14 protein-coding genes are annotated in these 22,819 nt (G+C 35.4%); 6 read left to right on the plus strand and 8 right to left on the minus strand.

Annotation, left to right across the window (positions count from 1 at the left end; all coding sequences use genetic code 11):
* The first annotated feature begins 20 nt into the window (after nt 1-20).
* From BIW12_RS11680 to BIW12_RS11695, 4 genes are all read left to right on the plus strand, one after another.
* Nucleotides 21-1,247 carry a glycoside hydrolase family 88/105 protein gene (locus tag BIW12_RS11680; protein WP_198033418.1) on the plus strand — a complete coding sequence of 409 codons (1,227 nt, stop codon included), beginning with the start codon at nt 21-23 and terminating at the stop codon, nt 1,245-1,247.
* A gap of 216 nt (nt 1,248-1,463) precedes the next feature.
* Nucleotides 1,464-3,140 carry a glycoside hydrolase family 28 protein gene (locus BIW12_RS11685; protein ID WP_232227087.1) on the plus strand — a complete coding sequence of 559 codons (1,677 nt, stop codon included), beginning with the start codon at nt 1,464-1,466 and terminating at the stop codon, nt 3,138-3,140.
* Between the two features lie 187 nt (nt 3,141-3,327).
* Nucleotides 3,328-9,792 carry a pectinesterase family protein gene (locus BIW12_RS16370; protein ID WP_157499547.1) on the plus strand — a complete coding sequence of 2,155 codons (6,465 nt, stop codon included), beginning with the start codon at nt 3,328-3,330 and terminating at the stop codon, nt 9,790-9,792.
* A gap of 79 nt (nt 9,793-9,871) precedes the next feature.
* Nucleotides 9,872-10,516, plus strand: coding sequence for a hypothetical protein (locus tag BIW12_RS11695; RefSeq protein WP_071185279.1), 645 nt, complete (start codon nt 9,872-9,874; stop codon nt 10,514-10,516).
* Nucleotides 10,517-10,583: 67 nt separating this feature from the next.
* Here the strand turns inward: BIW12_RS11695 and BIW12_RS11700 are convergent, their stop codons facing one another.
* On the minus strand, nt 10,584-11,363 hold the full coding sequence (locus tag BIW12_RS11700; protein ID WP_071185280.1) for a zinc ribbon domain-containing protein: 780 nt from the start codon (nt 11,361-11,363) through the stop codon (nt 10,584-10,586).
* Nucleotides 11,364-11,366: 3 nt separating this feature from the next.
* Complete coding sequence (locus tag BIW12_RS11705; RefSeq protein ID WP_071185281.1) at nt 11,367-12,461, minus strand: Nif3-like dinuclear metal center hexameric protein; 1,095 nt, start codon at nt 12,459-12,461, stop codon at nt 11,367-11,369.
* 107 nt (nt 12,462-12,568) lie between these two features.
* Between BIW12_RS11705 and lpxK the strand changes: the two genes are divergently transcribed.
* Nucleotides 12,569-13,606 (plus strand): tetraacyldisaccharide 4'-kinase, encoded by a 1,038-nt coding sequence (gene lpxK, locus BIW12_RS11710; protein ID WP_071185282.1) that lies wholly within the window; start codon nt 12,569-12,571, stop codon nt 13,604-13,606.
* Nucleotides 13,578-14,390 (plus strand): purine-nucleoside phosphorylase, encoded by an 813-nt coding sequence (locus tag BIW12_RS11715; RefSeq protein ID WP_071186363.1) that lies wholly within the window; start codon nt 13,578-13,580, stop codon nt 14,388-14,390. The genes lpxK and BIW12_RS11715 overlap by 29 nt, the downstream gene beginning before the upstream one ends.
* On the opposite strand, the gene BIW12_RS11720 is transcribed toward BIW12_RS11715, so the two are convergent.
* From BIW12_RS11720 to BIW12_RS11745, 6 genes are all read right to left on the minus strand, one after another.
* Nucleotides 14,387-16,570, minus strand: a complete 2,184-nt coding sequence (locus BIW12_RS11720; RefSeq protein ID WP_232227089.1) for a tetratricopeptide repeat-containing hybrid sensor histidine kinase/response regulator — start codon at nt 16,568-16,570, stop codon at nt 14,387-14,389. The genes BIW12_RS11715 and BIW12_RS11720 overlap by 4 nt on opposite strands.
* Nucleotides 16,571-16,578: 8 nt before the next feature.
* Nucleotides 16,579-17,574 carry a type I glyceraldehyde-3-phosphate dehydrogenase gene (gene gap, locus BIW12_RS11725; protein ID WP_071185283.1) on the minus strand — a complete coding sequence of 332 codons (996 nt, stop codon included), beginning with the start codon at nt 17,572-17,574 and terminating at the stop codon, nt 16,579-16,581.
* Nucleotides 17,575-17,596: 22 nt separating this feature from the next.
* Nucleotides 17,597-18,499: a lipoyl synthase gene (lipA, locus tag BIW12_RS11730; protein WP_071185284.1), complete on the minus strand. Its 903-nt coding sequence runs from the start codon at nt 18,497-18,499 to the stop codon at nt 17,597-17,599.
* Between the two features lie 145 nt (nt 18,500-18,644).
* Nucleotides 18,645-19,490, minus strand: a complete 846-nt coding sequence (locus BIW12_RS11735) for an energy transducer TonB (protein ID WP_071185285.1) — start codon at nt 19,488-19,490, stop codon at nt 18,645-18,647.
* A 318-nt stretch (nt 19,491-19,808) separates the two neighbouring features.
* The gene (locus BIW12_RS11740) at nt 19,809-21,197 is read right to left on the minus strand and encodes an MFS transporter (protein ID WP_071185286.1); all 1,389 of its coding nucleotides are present in this window, start codon (nt 21,195-21,197) and stop codon (nt 19,809-19,811) included.
* Between the two features lie 854 nt (nt 21,198-22,051).
* Nucleotides 22,052-22,684 carry a hypothetical protein gene (locus BIW12_RS11745; protein ID WP_157499548.1) on the minus strand — a complete coding sequence of 211 codons (633 nt, stop codon included), beginning with the start codon at nt 22,682-22,684 and terminating at the stop codon, nt 22,052-22,054.
* Nucleotides 22,685-22,819 lie beyond the last annotated feature (135 nt).

Below are 22,819 nucleotides of genomic sequence, written 5' to 3' on the forward strand. Positions count from 1 at the left end.
ACTAAAAAATAAACATGGCTATGAAAAATAAAATCAAATATTACATTTTCTCTTTGTTGGTTTGCCATTGGGTCTCATTTGGACAATCAAAAGTTAAAAGTGATTTTGAAGGAGTTTCGCCGATTGAATGGTCTAAAAAAATGGCCGATTCTGACCAAAAACGTACTCCGAATCCGGTATTTCTGGATGGGGTAAAATTTCCAAAATGGAATTACACCAACGGATTGGTTACGCTTGCGAATCAAAAACTATATGATTATACCAAAGGGCAAAAATACTGGGATTACTCCCTTGCTTATGTTGAGCAACTGATTGATAAGGAAGGAAAAATATTGGGAGGTTATGAACTGGAAAAGTATAGTCTGGATTTAATAAATTCTGGAAAGATACTTTTTGAAATTTATAAGAAAACAGACGATAAACGCTATAAAATAGCGATGGATGTACTCCACAAACAGTTGGAAACCCATCCAAGAAATTCAGACGGCGGTTATTGGCATAAGAAATCTTATCCGTGGCAAATGTGGTTGGACGGTGTGTATATGGCTGATCCTTTTTCGGCAGAATATGGAGCGGTTTTCAATGCCCCAAAAGCAATTGATGATGCTATTTTACAGGCAGAATTGATTCAGAAACACACTTTTGATTCAAAAACAGGATTGAATTTTCATGGTTATGATGAAAAGCGGGAACAGTTTTGGGCGAACAAACAAACCGGTCAATCTTCTCACGTATGGGGACGCGCTCAGGGCTGGTATTGCATGGCTTTGGTTGATATTTTAGATTTTGTTCCAAAAAATCATCCGAAACGCAAGGAGCTGATACAAATTGTTCAAAAAGTATTCACGGCTGTTCTCAAAGCTCAGGAGAAAGATTCCGGAGTTTGGTGGCAGGTGATGGATTTACCGGGGCGTAAAGGCAATTATCTGGAATCAACCTGTTCAACGATGTTTGTCTATTCGTTTGCCAAAGCATATCGCAATGGATATGTGAGTAAAGCTTATCTGAAATCAGCTAAAAAAGGTTTTAACGGAATTCTGAAACAATTCATCAAAGAAAATCCCGATAATACTATTTCGATAACAAAATGTTGTGCTGTTGCAGGTTTAGGAGGAAAAAATCCTCAAGATCGTGACGGCTCATTCGAATATTATATTTCAGAACCTATCAGGAACGATGATGCTAAAGCGGTTGGACCATTTATTATGGCAGGGATTGAATTACAACGGATTTTAGACAAAAAATAAAAATGACTGTCCGCCTAGCGGACTAAATAAAAAAATAGGCCACAGACCTGTCTGCCGACAGGCAGGTGACACTGATTGAACAGATAAAAACGGATTTTTCATAGCTCTTTGGTAAATCACAATCTGTGATAATCCATTAAAATCAGTTTGATCTCTGTACCATTCTCAATAATTGGTATAAGAAACGGATAGTCATAAAAAGTAAAATAGAGATTAATGATGATAAAAATTAAAACCAACTTTCTTATTGCTGCGCTAATGTTCTCAGCTATTTCTTGTAGTAATATAGTTTTTGCTCAAAATAAGCCAGCTGTAAAAAGTAATCTTCCTTTCAAAATGCCAGAGGTGCAGATTCCAATATTTAAAGCTGATACTTTGAATATTGTTGATTTTGGAGCGGTTCCAAACACAGAAGAGCTATGCACCAAAGCGATTAACGCGGCAATTATAAAATGTTCTGAGTCCGGTGGAGGAGTAGTTGTTATTCCTGCTGGATTGTGGACTACAGGTCCTATAAAAATGAAAAGTAACGTTAATCTGCATACTAAAAACGGTGCTTTTGTATCCTTTACCAGCGATTTAAATCAATACAAACTGATAGAATCTTATTTTGAAGGAAACAAGGTGCTTCGCTGTGAATCTCCTATTATGGGAGTGGACTTAGAAAATATTGCCATAACAGGAGAAGGGATTTTTGACGGAAATGGTTCGGCTTGGCGTCCGGTTAAAATTGGTAAAATGACCGCTGGACAATGGCAGGAATTAATTAAATCAGGAGGCGTTTTGTCTAAGGATGGTAAAATTTGGTATCCTTCTCAGGGAGCATTAATTGGCAATGAAGAAAAAGATAAACTTCCAAAAATTGCTACGGCTGAAAATATGGAACCATACAAGCAGGCGCTTCGTCCGGTGATGATAAGTTTAGTGAATTGTAAAAAACTACTGTTGGACGGAGTTACTTTTCAAAATTCACCAGCCTGGAATGTCAATCCGTTGCTATGCGAACATTTGACTTTAAGAAATTTAACAATCCGTAATCCATGGTATTCTCAAAATGGTGACGGACTCGATATAGAATCCTGCCGGATAGGTACAGTAAGCAATTGTCGTTTTGATGTGGGTGACGATGCAATCTGTATCAAATCAGGAAAAGACAAAGAAGGACGTGATAGAGGAAAACCAACCGAATTATTTGTTATTACCGACTGTGTGGTGTATCACGCTCATGGAGGTTTTACCATTGGTAGCGAAATGTCGGGCGGTGTTAAAAATATATTTGCTAAAAACCTAACGTTTAATGGTACCGATTGTGGTTTGCGTTTTAAATCTGTCCGAGGTCGTGGTGGTGTGGTTGAAAATATTTGGATGGAAGATATCCGAATGAACAATATCCCTACCGATGCCATCAATTTTAACCTGTACTATTTTGAAAAAGCGATTAAAGAAGATCCGCAAACAGGCGAAGTAACTGTTGCTAAAATGCCGGTTTCAGAAACAACTCCTGCATTTAGAAATATGTATTTCAAAAATATTTATGTCAACGGAGCCAAACAAGCTTTGAAAATTATGGGAATCCCCGAAATGCCTGTTGAAAATCTTCAATTTACAAATATGATTATTCGCTCGGATTTGGGTATCCAAATGAATTATGCCAGTAAAATTGATTTTCAAAATATTGATTTAAGACTGGACAAACCGGGTATAGCTGCAAGTTTTTCTAATAGTCAGAATGTAACTGTTGCAAGTTTTAAAGCTAGCGGAGAAAACCAAATGTTCTGGGTGGGAGGTGTCGAAACAAAAGCGATTTCGTTGCAATCAAATACTAAGAAAATAGTTTTTGATAAGGTGAAATTAACAGAATCAGTTAAAAGTCAGGTAAAAATAATCCAATAAAACATTCCTGTCGGATTGCTTTTAGAAGGTTTTTTATAATCAAAAAATACTAACACTTAAATCTGAAAAAAATATGAAATAAAAGAATTCTTGAATCAAGTTAATGAACCTTCAGAATTGATTTGAAATGATTGAAATTTTTAATTAAGGGTTGATAATAAACTATTTAACTAAACTAAACCAAAAAATGAAAAAAAAATACTTTATGTTTCTATTGCTGTTACTCTTTTCAGCAATGGGATTTTCGCAGACAATTCAGCGAATTGAAGCAGAAACTTTTAATACCGCTTCGGGAGCAAGAGCAGAAACGAATGCAACTCTTTCGGGTACGGGAAATGTAGGTTACATTAAAAATAATACTTGGATTAAATTTACAGCCCATGTATTTAGTGAATATGACATTCGTTTTGATGCAAAAGCTTCAGGAACTACAGGAGGTACTATAGAATATAGGTTAGATGCCGCCGATGGTACTTTAATTGGTACCGCAACAGTATCCGGAAGTACAGGCTGGACTGATTATAAAATTTTCTCAGCAGCACTTACACCCACAACAGGGACGCATGATTTATATCTTGTTTTTAAACACCCAACAAATACAGGATATTTATTCAATTTAGATTATTTTGAAAAAGTAACGAATAATCCTAATGCAGTTACTTATACTTTAACAACTTCGGTAGCTCCTGCAGCTGCGGGAACTATTAGTGCTAATCCAGCCGGAACTACACTTAATCAGGGAACGGAAGTTACATTGACAGCTAATAAAAATTTCGGATATAAATTTACACGATGGGTAGATGCTAATGGAGCCTTAGTTTCAACAGCAAACCCTTATACATTTACAATTAATGCCAATACTACATTGGTGGCGGAGTACGAAACAATTGAAACATACACTCTAACAGCAAGTTCTCAAGGAGCCTATGGTCTAGGTGAATTTTCTATTGTACCCGCAGGTAAAGATGGTGCTTTTTCGGTTTACGAAAAAGGAACGAATGTTACGATAACGGCAATTGAAAATGATGTTATAAAATTCAATAATTGGTCTAATGGATCTACAGCACTAAGTACTGCTGTGACTATAAATAATGATACGAATGTTATAGGAACTTTTGACAATGTATCGTTCATAGCCGGCTGGACTTTTAAGAACGATCAATATGCTAACCCTAGAGTTGCCGAATTGTATTCTAAAGTAGAAAACAGACCACAGTTATTTGCCTATAATATTGCTGACAATGTTTTTACACCAAACATTCGACTATTAAATCGGGGAGGAGCAAATGGAGTAGGTGTATGGAATACTACCAGAGGACAGTTTTTCTATTTTATGACTTCTTTCTCGACAGTTGGATACAAAAACATTAATATTTCATCAGGGCTTATTGGGTATTATTACGGCTGTGACGAATGGACTTTTCAATATTCATTAGATGGTGTAAACTTTCAAAATATTTCTAGTTTAACAACTATTAATACCAGTTCGATTACGCCTATTGGAGGATTATTACCAGTTGAAGCCGAAGGAAAAGAAAAAGTTTATATTAGATGGTTTCCTAATGTAAATGGTACAAAACACGGAAGCGCAACTGATGTAACTGCTACAGTTTTATCTAATGTGATGGTTAAAGCGGATGAAGTTTTAGTTGTTGATACAACCGCACCTATTCTTCAATCGAGTATTCCGGCAGCTGCAGCTACATCTGCAGGAGCGAGCGGTAATATTATATTGACTTATGATGAATCAGTTCAATTTGGCGCAGGACAAGCCACTCTTAACGGTAAAAATCTAAATGCTGAGTTTGTAAACAAAACGGTGAAATTCAGTTATTTTGGATTGGAATATAATAAACAATATACTTTCAGTTTTCCGGCAGGATACATTAAAGATATTTCGGGTAATAATGCTGCCGCATTTGAGTTGACTTTCACAACAATGGCAAAACCAATTCCTGCTAAGCGTACTTTTGATTTGATTGTGGATGCTAATGCAACCGATGAGCAAGTTACTTCGGGAAAATATGTGAAAACCATAGCCGAAGCATTTAATAAAGCACCTTCTAATTCTTCAACAAAATTTCTTGTATTGATTACCAATGGGACTTATAATTTGGGTGGTGATGGTACCAATCCGCAAGGAATCGTTTTGCAACTTCCTTCGGGAAAAAATAATGTTTCTTTAATTGCGCAATCAAAGGATAAGGTTATTCTTCAGGGAAATCCGGGTTGGGGTATTAAAAATGCCGTACTTTCAATTGAAGCCAATGATTTATACATGGAGAATGTAACCATTGAGCACAAAGACGGAATCACAACATCTGGTCAGCGACCTGCATTAAATCCTGCAGGAGACAGAAACGTTTATAACGGAGTGAGACTGAGAAGTAAGCAGGATACTCAGGTAACAGGAGGTAACAGAAGTTTTTACTATAAATCGACCATCGAAGGTGATGTGGATTTTATTTGCGGAGGCGGAACTCACTGGTTTGAGGAATGTAAATTAGTTTCGGTTGCAGATGGCTATCTTGTAGCACCAAATCATGATGCCAATGTTCAGTATGGTTATATTTTTAATAACAACACTATTACGGCTACTGGAAGTTATTATTTAGGTCGCCCTTGGCAAAATGCACCCAGAGCGGTGTATTTGAATACCAAAATGATAAATGAGCCTCATACTCAGGGTTGGGCTTCTATGGGAACTGTACCGGCACTTTTTGCCGAATACAATAGCGTTAACGGGAGTGGTGTAAAAGTAAATACCGATAACAGAACCAATATTTTTAATGTAAACGGAGTTCCTCAAACAGGAAATTACAATCCGGTATTAACTAAGGAGCAGGCGGATGCTTATACAATAGAAAATGTATTAAGCGGAACTGATAAATGGAATCCTCTTGAAATAGTCGAACAAATTGCAGCTCCGGCTAATTTGGTTATCAGTAATAATACTCTTAATTGGGATGCGAATCAATATGCTATTTGTTATGTAATTTGCAAAGATGGTAAAGTGGTCGCTATTACAACCAATCCTACTTATGTAGATACAGCAACAGCTAGTGGTACTCATGAATATGCAGTACAGTCGGCTAATGCTTACGGAGGTTTGAGTAAGGTGAGTACTGTAACTGTGGGAGGAGTAGTAACTTCTTCGATAACTTATAATAATTCTATTGGAAATATAGCGATGTCTAATTTGACTCCAATACAATATACCGAAGGTACAGCACTAACATTGCCTATACCATCTTTACAGGGTTATACTTTTTTTGGATGGTCAACTTCTGCAACAGTGCCAAATTCGATGAAAGAAATTAGTGCTACTGCAACGGGCAATCAAGTGTTGTATGCGTTTTGGGGTGTTAATGGTAATAATCAGCCAGATCCTATTATTAAATCAGGGATAACTTATATGAATTCAATAGGTGGTGTGGCATTAACAAATGTAACTCCGAAAGAATATACCGAAGGAACAGTATTAACATTGCCTATTCCAACTTTACAGGGATATACTTTCTATGGATGGTCAACCTCTGCCACAGTACCTAATTCGATAAAAGAAATTGCATCAACTACTAAAGGAGCACAAACTTTTTATGCTTTTTGGGGAACAGCAGGAGCAAATGATAAAGGAACTCCAGCTTTTCCGGGAGCTGAAGGTTATGGTAAATATGTAACTGGTGGTCGTGGCGGTAAAGTAATTTATGTTACCAATTTGAATGATTCAGGAGCAGGTTCTCTTCGTGATGCCATCAATCAAAGTGGGCCTAGAATTGTTATGTTTAAAGTATCGGGAACTATTAAATTAGAAAGTGAATTAAATATAACTGATAATATTACTATTGCGGGTCAAACGGCACCTGGTGGTGGGATTACCCTGAGAGATTATAATGTAAAAGTAAGAGGTGATAATGTTATTCTTCGTTATTTACGCTTTAGAATGGGAGATGCTAAAAATGTGGAGAATGATGCTTTGGGAGGACGTTTCCAGAAAAACATTATAGTGGATCACTGCTCTATGAGCTGGTCAACGGATGAATGTGTTTCTTTTTATCAAAATGAAAATTTCACATTGCAATGGTGTGTTATTTCAGAGAGTCTCCGAAATTCGGTTCATGGTAAAGGAGCTCATGGTTATGGCGGTGTTTGGGGAGGTAAAAATGCTTCCTTTCATCATAATTTGTTAGCACATCATGATAGCCGTAACCCAAGATTAGGTGAATATGCTAATGATCCTTTTGCCTTAACTGATTTGGTTGATATCCGTAATAACGTTATTTACAATTGGGGAGGTAACAGCTGTTACGGTGGAGACGCTATGAATGTAAATTTGGTAAATAATTATTGGAAACCAGGACCAGGAACTTCTAATTCTACTAAAGAACGTATTTTGTCAACAGGAAGAAGTTTAGATTCTACATCACCACTTTACGGAATTTGGGGTAAATTCTATGTTGATGGAAATTTTGTAAATGGTTCACCACGAACAACACAAGATAACTGGACTTATGGTGTTTATAATCAGTTTCATGGTAGTCAGCTTCCTGTTAGTGATGCAGATAAAAAAGCATTCAAAATTGATGTGCCTCACAATCCAGGAGAGATAACTACTCACAGTGCAACAAAAGCGTATGAGCTGGTTTTAGATCATGTAGGTGCAAGTTTATATAGAGATGCAGTCGATAAAAGAGCGATTGATGATACACGATCTGGTACTGCAACTATTATGAATGGTGGTAACGGAAGTACAAATGGGTATATTGATACCCAAACTGCTGCCGGTGGATGGCCAGAATTGCCTACTGCTGAAGCACCAGTTGATACTGACGGTGACGGTATGCCAAATACTTGGGAAACAGAGAAAGGTTTGAATCCTGCAAATGCTACCGATGGTAATTTGAAGACACTTGATGGAGGATATACTAATATAGAAGTTTATATCAACAGCATTGTAAATCACATTACAACTAATCAAAATGGTAGTCTGGATGTTTATGTAAATCCTCAGGATTTTATTGAAAAATACAATAAAGCCGAAGACGGTACCAAGTTTATTATGGCAACAGGTACTTATACAGCTCCTAATGCGCTTTCAGTTAAAAACCATAAATATAGATTTGTTCCTGATGCGAATGCAAAACCAGTTTTTGCAGCTTCTTTTTATGCTGATAATACAGCGGTAAATTCTGGTAGCTTTGATTTTAATGGTGTTGATTTTGATTTATCAAATGCCAATGCTAATCTTATCCAATTGAAAAATGGAGCTTCTATTTCTGCTATAGAAATTAAAAATGCAACAATCAAAGGGGTTAAACAAAGTTTATTAGTTACTGAAGGAGTTAGTGAACATCCAATTTCTAAAATTTCATTTGATAATTGTATTATCGATGGAACATCAGTTAACGGGTATAATTTTATTCAACCCGATTTGCGTATTGTTACCGAGGTTGCAGTTAAAAATTCGACCATTTATAATTTTGATAAAGGGAATCATTTTATTCTTCTTCAAAATAAAGATGCGATAGATCAAGCTATCAAAGTTACGGTTGAGAATAACACCATTTTCAATATTGGTAGTCAGGATAACAATGCTTTTGTGACAGTTGATAATCGTTATAGTAGTGCTTCAAGCTTTACTTTTAAAAACAACATCATGCAGGATGTACGAGAAAATCCTAAAGCCATTTTCATGTTCCGTTCAACTAACGTTGCCGGTGCCGGAACTACGGTTTTAGATAATAATCTTGTGTTAGGAGTTGTATCTCAGTCGGTAAAGGGAACGGTTTCGGTGGCTGAAACTAATGTTAAAACACTAAGTGGTTTAGCTATGCCAATGCTTTCGTTTCCAAATCCGGCAGCTGGGGATTTTAGTTTTTCTAAATTTTCACCTTTGGCTACAGCAGGAATAGGAGGAGTTGCCCTAGGAGATCCTAGATGGCTAAAACCAACGGCTATTTTTTCGCCAATTAGCTTTATGAATGCAATTGATGGACGAACAATTACAACACTTTCTCCTTTAGAATATAGAGTAGGAAGCACAACAGTATTGCCAACTCCTGTGTTAGATGGTTATGTGTTTTTTGGTTGGTCAAATTCAGCTACTGTGCCTAATGTAATTAAGTCAATTCCTTCAACTGCAACAGGAACTCAGGTGTTTTATGCTTTTTGGGGCGAAGGAGGTAATAATAAACCAATTGTAAACACACCTACAACTTATACCATTTCGTATTTAAACCTGCCTAAATTGGTAATCAATCCAAATGCTAAAACGGTATCGATTGGTACTGTTTATCACTTATTGGAAGCACAGTGTAGAGGGTATCGATTTATGGGTTGGTATTCGGATGCGGCATATTCAGATGAAATTACATCTTTTGATGTTTCGCAGTCCCAAAATACTACGGTTTATGCCCGTTGGAAAAAATTAGAGGCGTTTTATGCTTATCCGTCGGTAGCTAAACATAGTGTGACCTTAAAATCATCACTTGAAAATGATACTGTGAATATTGTTTCGGCAACGGGTGTTGTTGTAAAACAAATTAATACCAGCAGTCTTGAAACCGAAATTTCGGTAAGTGATTTACCTACGGGTTATTATCTGATTCAAAGTGCAAAATCAGGTTTGACAACCAAAATTATTATTAAATAAGTTTTAAAATAAGGAGGTAAAACTCATGGGCTTTGCCTCCTGCTTTTTTGAAACTAAACACAATTAAAACGTAATAATTATGAATACTATAATCAAATTATTTTCGTTGGTTTTTGCTAGTTTATTCATTTCATGTTCAAATGATGAAGTGAATAACCAAAATACCAACAATCAAGGTTTTCTTAAAATAGGAGATCAAACCGTTACTTTGGCACAAGCTTATTTGGAAAATTATGGTAAAAAAGGAGATTCCTATAATATCGATTTTTCAGCCCGTTCCGAAACGCTTTCAGGAAATAGCAATGCTGCTGCCGCGGTGTATTTTGAATTGTTTTCTTCTCAAGAGAAAAAATTAGCTAAAGGAAATTACAGTTTGGGCAATTATTCGTCAGCTTTACCCAATACTTATACGCAATGGGGACAATCCTTATTAGGTATCAATATTACATCGACCGATAAAGGTTTGATGGTTGCCAATGGTATTAGTATTAAGCCTACAGAAGGTGTTTTTACTGTAACTGAAAATGCTAAAACTTACAAAGTGAATTTCTCTGGAAAAGGTACAGCCAGTAATTATACTAACGGTAAACTGACATCAACTCAGGAGAATGTTGATTTTTCTATGGAATATAACGGTAATGTTGAACATTATAATAGTACCGAATTTACAGCTAAAAAAGTAAATTCTAAAGAACGTATCGAAAAGTTACATACGATTTTTTGAATTAGTCAATCTTAATTTTTGAATGCAAAAAAAAATCCCGTCTATTTCGAGACGGGATTTTTTTTATTTAGATACTTGCAAACAAGTTTTCCATTTTTTCTTTTTCTTCTTCAGCTAAACTGCTGTCAACTAAAATTCTTCCTGAATGCTCATCGATGATGATTTTCTTTCGGGAAGCAATTTCAACCTGTGTTTGTGGTGGAATAGTGAAGAATGATCCTGCAGAAGCTCCTCTTTCGATAGAAACAACAGCTAATCCGTTACGAACACTAGAACGAATTCTGTGGTAAGCGGCTAATAATCTGTCTTCGATTTGCTCTTGAAATTCAGCCGATTTTTGAGTTAAAAATTCTTCTTCTTTAGCAGTTTCTGCCATGATGTCGTTTAACTCTAATTTTTTATGCTTTAAGTGATTTGATTTCAGTTCTAATTTTTCTTTAGACTGAGCAATAACTTCTTTTTTATGTTCGATAGAAGCTTTCATTTCTTTCACCTGTTTTTCGGCTAATTGAATTTCAAGTTCCTGGAATTCGATTTCTTTAGTCAAAGAGTTGAATTCACGATTGTTACGAACGCTTTCTTGTTGTTTAGTATATTTTTTGATGGTTTCTTTGTGCTCATCAATACTATTCTTTTTAGCTTTTATTTGCTCTTCGATAACTTCAAGTTCACTTTTCAATTTCTCAGAACGTGTGCTTAAACCAGCAACTTCATCTTCTAAATCTTCCACTTCAAGAGGAAGTTCCCCTCTAACGTTTCTAATTTCGTCAATTCTAGAGTCAATCAATTGTAAATCGTAAATGGCTCTTAACTTGTCCTCTACACTTAATTCTTTTGTATTAGTCATATTCTATAAGTACTTAACTGGATTTGTATTTTCTTCTGATAAAATGATGGCAAAATTAAGGATTTTTTTCCTAAGAAAATCAACAATATAATTTTTTGTATAGCGTTCACTCTCAAAATGTCCAATATCGGCTAAAAGTAAGCTGTTTTCGGCTTCATAAAACTGATGGTATTTCAAATCGGCTGTTAAAAAAGCATCGGCACCGGACTGAATAGCGTTTTTTATGGCAAAACTTCCCGAGCCTCCCAAGACGGCAACTTTTTTTATGGATTTCCCTAAAAATGCCGAATGACGGATTCCATCGGCTTGCATTTTATCTTTTACCAAGGCCAGAAAGTCTTTTTCGTCCATGGGACTTTCAAATTCACCGATCATCCCCAAACCGATATTTTGATGCAGGTTTTGCAAATCATAGATTTCATAAGCCACTTCTTCGTAAACATGGTTTTTAAAAAGTGCTTTTAGGATTTTGGGTTCCAAATATTTCTCGAATGTGACTTCGATTTTTATTTCTTCGCTTTCTACAAATTCAAAGCGCTCACCTATTTCGGGATTGCTGTGTTCGTTGCCCATATAAGTTCCAATTCCTTTTGAATTGAAACTGCAATCTTCATAATTGCCAATGTTTCCGGCTCCGGCATCAAATAGTGCATTGCGAACCTTCTCGGCATTTTCAGGAATGGTGTAGGTAATTAATTTTCGAATAAAATTCGGTTTCGGAATCAATACTTTTGTTTTTTTCAATCCCAGGGCATCACAAAATATTTTATTGACTCCATCCTGATGATTGTCTAATGCAGTATGAACGGCATAGATGGCAATATCATTTTTTATGGCTTTAATAATCGCCCGTTCTACATAGTTCTTGCCCGTTATTTTCTTTAAACCCGAAAATAAAATAGGGTGGAAGCAAACCACCAAATTGCAATTCTTGTCAATGGCTTCGTCGATGACATTTTCTAAAGCATCATGACAAACTAAAACGCCTGTAGCCTCTGCATTTTGGTCACCAACTAATAGACCAACGTTGTCAAAATCTTCGGCATAGGCTAGAGGCGCCATTTCTTCGAGAACAGAAAGAATTTCTTTTATTTTCATTTGAAAAGGGATTTTTAAAGACTTGGTTTTTCGAATAGCTATAAAACCAAATGAACAAAAACATTTTTTGATTTCAATTCAAAGATAAAATATTCTACTTTCGTATTATGAATATTCTTCGAAAAATACTCTTTCCTTTTGCCATTTTATATGGTTTGATAACCGCTATTAGAAATTTTCTTTTTGATAAAGGAATTTTAAAATCCTATTCTTTTGATTTGCCCATAATTGCTGTGGGAAATCTAAGTGTGGGCGGAACCGGAAAAACGCCTCAGATTGAATACTTGATTCGATTGCTTTCCGGTGATTACAAAGTGGCTACTTTAAGTCGTGGTTACAAAAGAAAATCAGAAGGGTTTGTTTTGGCTGATGCCAATGCCAATGCTGAAATTCTGGGTGATGAACCTTTCCAGTTTTTTCAAAAATTCCCAAATATTCAGGTTGCCGTTGATGCCAATCGTAAAAATGGAATAGAACAGTTACTTTCAAAAACTCCAAAACCGGATGTGATTTTACTTGATGATGCTTACCAGCACCGAAAAGTAAAAGCCGGATTTTATATTCTATTGACTGCTTATGGTGATATTTATGCTGATGATTTTATGCTACCAACAGGAAATTTGAGAGAGAGTAGAAGCGGAGCGCAAAGAGCCGATGTAATTATTGTCACAAAATGCCCTGTAGATCTTTCGCTTGACGAACAAAATAGAATTAAGAGATTCCTCCTTCGTCGGAATGACAAGGGGATAAATCAAGAATTGTATTTTAGTTGTATTGCTTATGATGATTGTATTTATTCAGAAAACAGTAAGATAGAAATAGGTGAGCTTCAGGGTGAAGCTAAGCTGCTTTTAGCTGGAATTGCTAAGCCGGAGCCATTCTTTTCGTATTTAAAAAATCCAAATGATGTTTGTTTAACTTATCCGGATCATCATCATTTTTCTGAAAATGATATCCAGGAAATTTTGATTAAAGCTCAGGATTCCATCATTATTACTACCGAAAAAGATTATGTACGATTAAAAGGAAGTTTGCCTGTCGAGCAACTTTTTTACTTACCAATACAGAGTTCGTTTCTTTCGAAAGGAATTGAATTTGATAAAAAAATTAAAAATTATGTGGGAACTGGTACAAGAAACAGTTAATTATATCAAAGGGAAAACAAATTTTGTTCCTGAGTATGGCGTAATTTTAGGTTCAGGATTAGGGAATTTTACTGCTGATATTCAAATAGAATTTACCTTGCCTTATGCCGAAATACCTAATTTTCCGGTTTCTACAGTTGAAGGACATAAAGGAGCTTTAGTTTTTGGGACTATTGGTGATAAAAAAGTGGTGGCTATGCAAGGTCGTTTCCATTATTATGAAGGTTATTCGATGCAAGAAGTTACTTTTCCGGTACGGGTGATGAAATATTTAGGAGTTGAAAAATTGATTGTTTCTAATGCTTCGGGCGGAGTAAATCCAAATTACAAAGTAGGAGATATTGTTATTATCAAGGATCATATCAATCTGGTTCCGGAGCATCCTTTGCGAGGGAAGAATGACGAACGTTTTGGTCCTCGATTTGTTAATATGAGTGAGCCTTATTCGAAAAAAATGATTACTCAGGCAAAAGAATTGGCTCAAAAAAACAATATAGAAGTCAAAGATGGAATCTATCTGGGTTTACAAGGACCAACATTTGAAACTTTGGCTGAATATAAAATGGTTAAAATTCTGGGTGCCGATTGCGTGGGAATGTCCACCGTTCCTGAGGTTATTGTGGCACGTCACATGGATTTAGAAACTTTTGGAGTTTCGGTGATTACTGATATGGGTGATGAAAACAGTATCGAAACCATTTCTCATGATGAGGTTTTGGAAGCTGCCAGAAATGCAGAGCCTAAGGTTCGAAAATTAATCAGAGAATTAATTTTGAGTTATTAATTTTCAAGGTATTTAGATAGCAGATTGTAAAAATCCTTAGGAATAAAAGGTTTGGTTATCACATCGTTCATTCCAAAAGAAAGCAGCATTTCTCTGTTTTCATTCAGCGAAATAGCTGTCATGGCAATAATGGGAGTTCCTGAATTGAATTTTCGGATTTCCTGAGTAGCAATAGTTCCGTTTATTCCGGGTAAATGCACGTCCATTAGCACTAAATCGTAGTTGTTGTTTTTAAGGGCTTCAATTGCATCTTCACCATTATCAATTACTTCGCAAAGAATTTCCTTGTTTTCGAGCATTCTTTTAGTAATCATTTGGTTAATTGCGTTGTCTTCCACTACTAAAATATTCTTGCCTTTAATTTTAGATAAATCAAAACTGATTTCTTTTTTTGGTTCTGTTGTAGCAAAATTATTGTTTACAGTTAAGGCTAATTCAAATGAAAAACAAGAGCCTTCTCCTAAGTGGCTTTCTAAATGAATGTCGCTGCCTAATAAGTTTAATAGTTTTTTTACGATGGTTAGGCCCAGACCGGTTCCGCCATATTTTCGGTTAATTTCTATTGAACCTTGTGAGAAACTATCAAAAACACTGTCTAGTTTTTCAGGAGGAATCCCAATTCCGGTATCAATTATTTTAAATTGAATAATGGCTTTTTGTTCCTGTAAATCTTGCAATTTGGCTACAATAGAGACTTTTCCGTTTTTAGTAAATTTAAGTGCATTATTAATTAAATTCATAAAAATTTGAGAAAGCTTGATAGGATCACCAATTAAATGATTAGGAATCTTTGGATCTATGTCCAGTACAAAAGCATTTTTGTTTTTTGTAGCTACTTCTATTAGAGAGTTTTTAATGTCTTCGAGTAATTGTTTTAAATCAAAATTGATACGCTCTAATTCTATTTTATTGGAATCGATTTTATTGATTTCTAAAATATCATTGATAAAAGCAGTTAAGTAATTTCCGGAATATTGTAAGGAATTAAGGTAGTGTAACTGTGATTTTTTAGGTTTTTCTTCTAATAAAAGATGTGTAATTCCGTTAATTGCGTTAAGAGGTGTTCTTAGTTCGTGACTTACTGTCGATAAAAAATCAGCTCTTGCATTGGAGGCTTTTTCTGCTTTTTCTTTGGCTTTTATTAGTTCGTTATTTTTTTCTTTTAATAAAAGATTTGACTTTTTTCGAATGATATTATTTCGATACAACGAAAAACTTAACAGGGATAAAATGGCAATTAATGCAATGGACAGATAATTGATTAATCGGGAGAATCTTTCGGTTTTTTCCTGTTCTTTTTTCTTTTTAGCAATAAGAGCCAAATGGTGTTTTCTTTGGTTTTCTTTGAAAGTTTCGTAGTCGTTAATTCCTAATTTTTCATTGTTGGAAATGGCGATACTTTCTTTTAGATTCAGGTGTAACTTTAAAAAGGCATAAGCATTGCTTTTGTCCAGCATTTTATCATAAACAAGACTTATTGCAAGAAGAATATTGGATTTTTGCGTTAGGTTTTGATTTTTTGCATTTAAGTCTAAGGCTTTGTTGAAATAATTTAAAGCCAAATTATTCCTGTTATTCTCAGCTTCAATTAATCCCATTTGGTACAAAGCTTCCGCTTTAGTGTCTAATATTTCTGGTTTATTGGGCTTTGAAATAATGCTATTGAGAATCGTTGCTGCAACATTTTGCTTTTGAGTAGATCGGTAGATAATTGCTTTTTGAAGGTTAATTAAATCATCATTGTCTTTAATTTGTAGTGCTTTCGAAAGTGCAATTGTTTTCTCGTTGTAGGTTTTAGCTGCTTTAAAGTTGTTATTTTTAATGTAAGCTAATGCAAGATAATAATTAGCTTCGGCATATTCGGCTGAAGGGCTTAAGGTTTTAAAAAGCTGGATACTTTCGCTAAGTTTGTCGATAGCATCACTGTATTTTTCCAGATTATAATATAAACGTCCTAATTTAGCAAGTTGTATTGCTTCTTCTTTTGTTTTAGAATGTTCCTGAGCGTAATTAATTGCTTTTTGAGTGTATAAAAAAACGTCTTTGTAGCTGTTGGTTTTTATATTGGTATTGGCTAAACTATTGTAATAGCTAATGCTGTCTGTTTCTGCTATTTGAGAATACAGAACTGAATTAAATAAAATAACTAAAATTAGGTAGCATTTGATTTGCAATTTCATTCAGTACATTAGTTTTTTGTCAAAAGTATTAAATCTATTAATCGCGATGAATAGCCAATTTCATTGTCATACCAACCTACAACTTTCACCATTTTGTCAATCACCGAAGTAAGTTGAGCATCAAATAAACAGGAATTTCTGTTTCCTAAAATATCCACTGAAACTATTGGGTCTTCGGTGTAATCGAGTATTCCTTTGAATTCATTTTGCGAAGCTAATTTGAAAGCCTCATTGATTTCTTTTATAGATACCGCTTTTTTTACATTAAAAGTAATATCGGTCAAAGAACCATCAGGAACAGGAACACGAATACCGCATCCGCCAATTTTGCCCTCTAAGATAGGGAAAATTTTTGTCAATGCTTTAGCTGCTCCGGTTGTTGTAGGAACAATCGACTGGCTGGCACCACGGGCTCTACGCAAGTCCTTGTGTGGCTGGTCGTGTAAACTTTGGTCGGTTGTAAAAGAGTGAATAGTAGTAATGTAAGCTTGCTCAATCCCGCAAAGTTTATCAATTATTTTAATCATTGGAGCGGCATTATTGGTGGTGCAACTCGCATTTGAAATGATTTTTTCGGTTCCGTCCAGTATATGTTCGTTAACTCCCAAAACTACTGTTTTGATGGTGTCAACTTCTGAAGGTGCTGAAAGAATTACTTTTTTTGCTCCGGCAATAATGTGTTTGTTGAGGTCTTCGTACGTTTTGTATTTCCCTGTGGATTCAATTACAAAATCAATGTCTAAATTTTTCCAGTTTAGATTCGAAATATTTTTTTCGTGAAAAAATAAAAAATGTGTTTCGTCAATTGTAAAGCCTTTTTCGTCAGCAATAACTGTTTGAGGCAAAACACCGTGAATGCTATCGTATTTTATCAAATGTGCCATAGTTTGGGTATCGGCAATATCATTGATGGCAACCACTTCTATTTCGGGATGATTTAAAAGTAGGCGAAACAGATTTCGACCAATTCGACCAAAACCATTGATGGCAATTCTTGTTTTCAAATTTTATGTAAACCTTAGAGAATTAAAGAATGTGTTTTTGTGCTTTGTATGATGAACGAACCAATGGGCCGCTTTCAACATGGCGGAAACCTAATTCCAAACCAAATTGCTCGTATTTAGCAAATTGTTCAGGAGTAATAAATTCCTTAACCGGTAAATGTTTTTTGCTGGGTTGCAAATATTGACCAATAGTTACCACATCTACATTGGCAGCACGAAGGTCTCTCATGGTTTGGAATACTTCTTCTTCCTGCTCACCAAGTCCCAACATGATTCCGGATTTTGTTCTGTTGATTCCTTTCTCTTTTAAGTAACGCAATACTTCTAAACTTCGGTCGTACTTGGCCTGAATACGCACTTCACGAGTCAGTCGGCGAACGGTTTCCATATTGTGCGATACCACTTCCGGATTGGCTTCTACGATTCTGTCTATATTTCTTTCGATTCCCTGAAAGTCAGGGATTAAAGTTTCAAGAGTCGTATTTGGGTTCATACGGCGAATTGCTTTTACCGTTTCTATCCAAATAATAGAACCACCGTCTTTCAAATCGTCTCTGTCCACGCTTGTAATTACGGCGTGTTTGATATTCATGATTTTGATGGAACGGGCTACTTTTTCGGGTTCATCCCAATCTACCGTTTCCGGGCGTCCTGTTTTTACACCACAAAAACCGCAAGAACGCGTACAGGTATTTCCTAAAATCATAAAGGTCGCCGTACCTTCGCCCCAGCATTCGCCCATATTAGGGCAACTTCCTGAAGTACAAATGGTATTTAAGCTGTATTTATCAACTAGACCACGAAGTTCAGTGTATTTTTTTCCAATAGGTAATTTTACTTTTAGCCATTTTGGTTTAGCTACGCTCTGTTCGGCTGCGCCTCGGGTTGCTACTACGGGAGTGGTGTTATCTACAACAGTTTCCATAAATCAATTTTAAGGCTACAAATATACGCAATGTTGATTTAAAAAGAGTTGTTTTAAGTTGTGAAGCTTTGGTATAGATTTGTTAAAAATAACACAAACAAAAAGCAGCACTAAGGCTGCTGTTTGTTTGTATGGAGATACGTTGTTAATCAATTTGTATTGTAATAGGTAGGTTGTAAGCGGTTCTCACAGGTTTAGAATGTAACATCCCCGGAGTCCATTTGGCTTTCATGGATTGTAATACCCTAATGGCTTCTTTTTCTAAAAGTGCTCCCGGTTTGTTTAGAACTTTGATGTTGCTCATACTTCCGTCTTTTTCGACTACAAAAGAAACAAAAATGCGAATGTTACCACTTGCATCAACTGTTGGACTATTAAAATGATTGATAATATAGCGGTAGAATTTTTCTATTCCTCCCGGATATTGCGGTTTACTATCTAACAATTCAGTGATAATAATCTCGTTACCATTGGTGTTTGTGGTTTCGGTACCGTTGCCTGTTCCGGTTCCGTTAGCAATTCCTTCCGAAGATCCGTTGCCTAATCCGGTACTTAGAACTCCATCGGTTGGTTTGTCAACAGGATTATTTTTTACTAAGCTAAATTCGACATCTGGAGCTTGCGTGGCATTGACCACTATTGGATTAATGAGTTGTTTAGTTTCTATTGCCTCAGTGACTGTTTGTTGTTGGAGTTCAGGAAGAGCCGCCGCTGCAGCCTTCTCTTTTTCTTGTTCCGAATAAATATCTGTTAGTTCGATTACCGTTTCTGAATTTATCGGAATTGTTGATTCAGTAACATCTTTGGGATGAATAAGATTTAATAAATTGGGCAGAATTGCCAGTGCGGTGCATAGCAAAATTCCGATGCAAAGGGCATGAAAAGAAGTTTTGGTTGTTTCCTGACGAAGCTGAAAAGCGCCGTACTCTTTGTTTCTGTTTTCGAATACCAGATTAATCCAGTTGCTTTCATAAAGACTTAGTTTTGACATAATGTATAGATTTAATGGTTAAAGGTTCTGTTAAATCGTATGCGTATGTGGTATTTTTATTTAGAACGATTAAGTTACGGATTTAATATGTAAAATTCTTAGTTTTTTGAAAATAATTTAGAATAGTTATAAAATAAGTCGTTTCCGGTTTTAAAAGTGAGATGTACTCTTTGATGAGTTGGGTTGTAAATGAGCTGTTTTTGGTCATAATACCTAAAAAAAAAGTTAAGGCTGTCTTTATCGGACAGCCTTACTTTTTAAACAATAATGAGAACTTTTGATTTATTCCTAAATATCCTTTGTGGATGTTAAATTATTTTATTTTGATTTTACATAAGATACAGCAGGTATTACTTCGCCGCTTACTTCAATTTCATCTTCTCTGTCTTTAACTGCAAATTTTACAGCTAAAACAATTACTCCGGTTATCAGAATGATAAGTCCTAATATGTAAAAAGCATTGGTATAGTCGATTAAATCTTTAGTTTGAGAAACACCTGTTTCATCAATTACATCTTTAGTAAATTTAACCGCTTTGGCTTTGAACAAGAAAGCTATTAACATTGCTCCAATATTTCCACCTGCACCCACAATCCCGGCAACACTTCCTACTGCTTTTGGATTTACGAAAGGAACTAAACTATACGTTGCACCGTTTGCCATTTTTAAACTCATTCCGAATAGGAACATTAAAAAGATAGCAACACCTAATTGATCCGTCATACCAAAGAAAATAATTCCGATACCTTCAATAACAAGCAGCAATGCCAGTAATAAATTTTTACCTGAAAAGCCATAACTTTTACCCACTTTGTCAGCAACAATACCTCCTAATGGTCTGGCAAAAAGGTTGATTAATCCAAAAATACCAGCACAAAGTCCTGCTGTTGCTAAACTGGCACCAAAAGTGTCCGTGAAATAAATAGGCGCAAAATTGTCAATAGTGATTTCAACACCAAAACAAGCAGCATAAGCAATGGTTAAAACCCAGGTACGGTAATCTTTAACAGCCAGCATAAAGGTGTTTTCCTTATTCTCATTTTCAATTCCAAGTTCTTTATAGTTACCATTTGGTAAATCTTTAGTATATCTGAAATATACAAAAGCAAAAACCAACAACATTACCCCTGGAACAATCATTGCATATCTCCAGCTGTCTTCCTGTGTACAAAAACCTAATCCTACGAATCCTGATGCAATAAGTGGCATTGTAATATTAGCTAAACCGGCACCTGCGTTTCCAAAACCACCTGCTGTAGCATTGGCAGTTCCTTTAATAGACGGAGCAAACATTACCGAAGTATGAAACTGCGTGATAACAAAAGAAGCACCAATAACACCGATAGCCAATCTAAAAAGAAGGAAACTTTCATAAGATTGTGAAGTACCAATTAATAATACCGGTACAGAACATATTATTAATAACCAAGTGTAAGTTAATCTTGGACCAAATTTATCGACTAATCGGCCTATTAATAATCGGGCGATGATAGTTGCCGATACAGATGCAATTTGAATGTTACCTAATTGGTCTTTTGTCAGGTGCAATTGTTCTTTAGCAATTGGCATAAGTGATGCCATACCGAACCATGCAAAAAATGAAAAGAAAAAAGTTAACCAGGTAATGTGGAAGGTACGCATTTGAACGCCTTTGCCACTAAAAATGTTTAAACTAGAAAGCGGTTGATTTGTTGAAATTGAACTCATCTTTAAAAAAATTAATTGTTTAGCACTATTTTTTTCTAAGTATCAAACTTATGTCTAAGTGTATTACTTATTTACAAGGCAAAATTATTTGCTTTTTTTGGATTAAAAGTTGCTAAAACGCAGCTTTTGAAAAATAATTAAGTATTTATACGTAAGTATTTTGTTTAAGTGTCTTTCAACAATCATTTTATACATAAAAAAAAACAGCTTACACCTATTGTAAAGCTGTGGATAAGTAAATCAAAAAAATATTGAAAGTATACGGGATTCAATAGCGTCTGGCTTTAGCCAGATGATGGAAGTAATAATGAATAAGGCTTTAGCCAAAATTGTTTTGATTTGGCTAAAGCCAATATTGGATTTCTATTTTATAAACAGGCTAAAGCCTGTTCCAATTCATTTTTTATATTATTATCCGCAATCCTGTCATTGCGAGAGGAACGAAGCAATCTCATTCAGTAACTCGACAAAGTTGCTGATTGTTATTGTTGTGGGAACTGAAAACATTTCCGCATATACACAATCCTGTCATTCCGACGCAGGAGGACACGAGCGATAGCGAACTGGCGAAGCAATCTCATCTATTAATTCCACAAAGTTGCTCACTGTTGTGGGCACGGAAAACATTTTCACGCGATCGTTGCGTTGATATATCCGAATGGTGAGATGTGTTCTTTAATGAGCCGCGTTGCAAACGCTATGTTTTGTTTTAAAAAGAAGTTAGGTCCTCGTTGCAAACGAGAACCAGAGGGGGGGGTTAGCCGCAATCTTGTCATTCCGAGCAACGAGGAATCTCATCCAGTAACTCCAAAAGGAATTTGCTCATTATTACGGGCACAAAATGAAATTCTGCGCTATTGTTGTGTTGATATATCTGAGCGGTCGGGAAAGCTTTTTTTTCTTTCTTCAATCCAATCTCCGATAAAAATTCTAATCCCTTTTGAAGCTTGTTGCATATAATAAGTTCCTGCAATTTTTTCTTTAATAGGCACAAATTCATCTGTTTTTCTTATTCCACTTTCAATTGTATTTTTGCCAGATATTTTAACTGAAGAATAGAAATGTTGATTGCTAAGGTGAATATATCCACTTCCTGCTTCGTATATCTTTTCAGTCCATTTAAAACCTTTGATTTCTTTTATGATTTCAATAAGTTTACTGTCTGTTAATCTCTCCTTTTTATTCTTGAAATATTTCATTTTTCTAATGATTTCACCTTTTCGAATATTTTTCGCAAAAGTATCAACATCAAACTCCGATTGAGTAGATGCAAATAATCTTAATAAACTGTCCAGATTTAATCTCACTAGAGGTGCTGCCGCTATGTAGTTGTTGTCTTTTACTAAGGTAATATAACCTCTGTTTAAATTTATTGTTCTATTCAAAATGGAATTGCAGAAAAATGTAAACTCTGTCATTCCATTGGTTTTTATTAAGTTTTTTCCAATCTCAATAAGCTTGGTGTCTTCATTTTCTAAATCAGACAATAATGTGTTCAATTCTTCCGTCATCTTCTGTTTTAAAATTAGGTGCAATTAATATATACTCGCATAAATCCCACTAATTTTATGTTAAATCAGCATGTTATACACAAGTTTTAATTTAAGCGAATCATTTTATTC

Origin of the sequence: Flavobacterium commune (genome assembly GCF_001857965.1) — a bacterium.
GTDB classification, from domain to species: Bacteria; Bacteroidota; Bacteroidia; order Flavobacteriales; family Flavobacteriaceae; genus Flavobacterium; species Flavobacterium commune.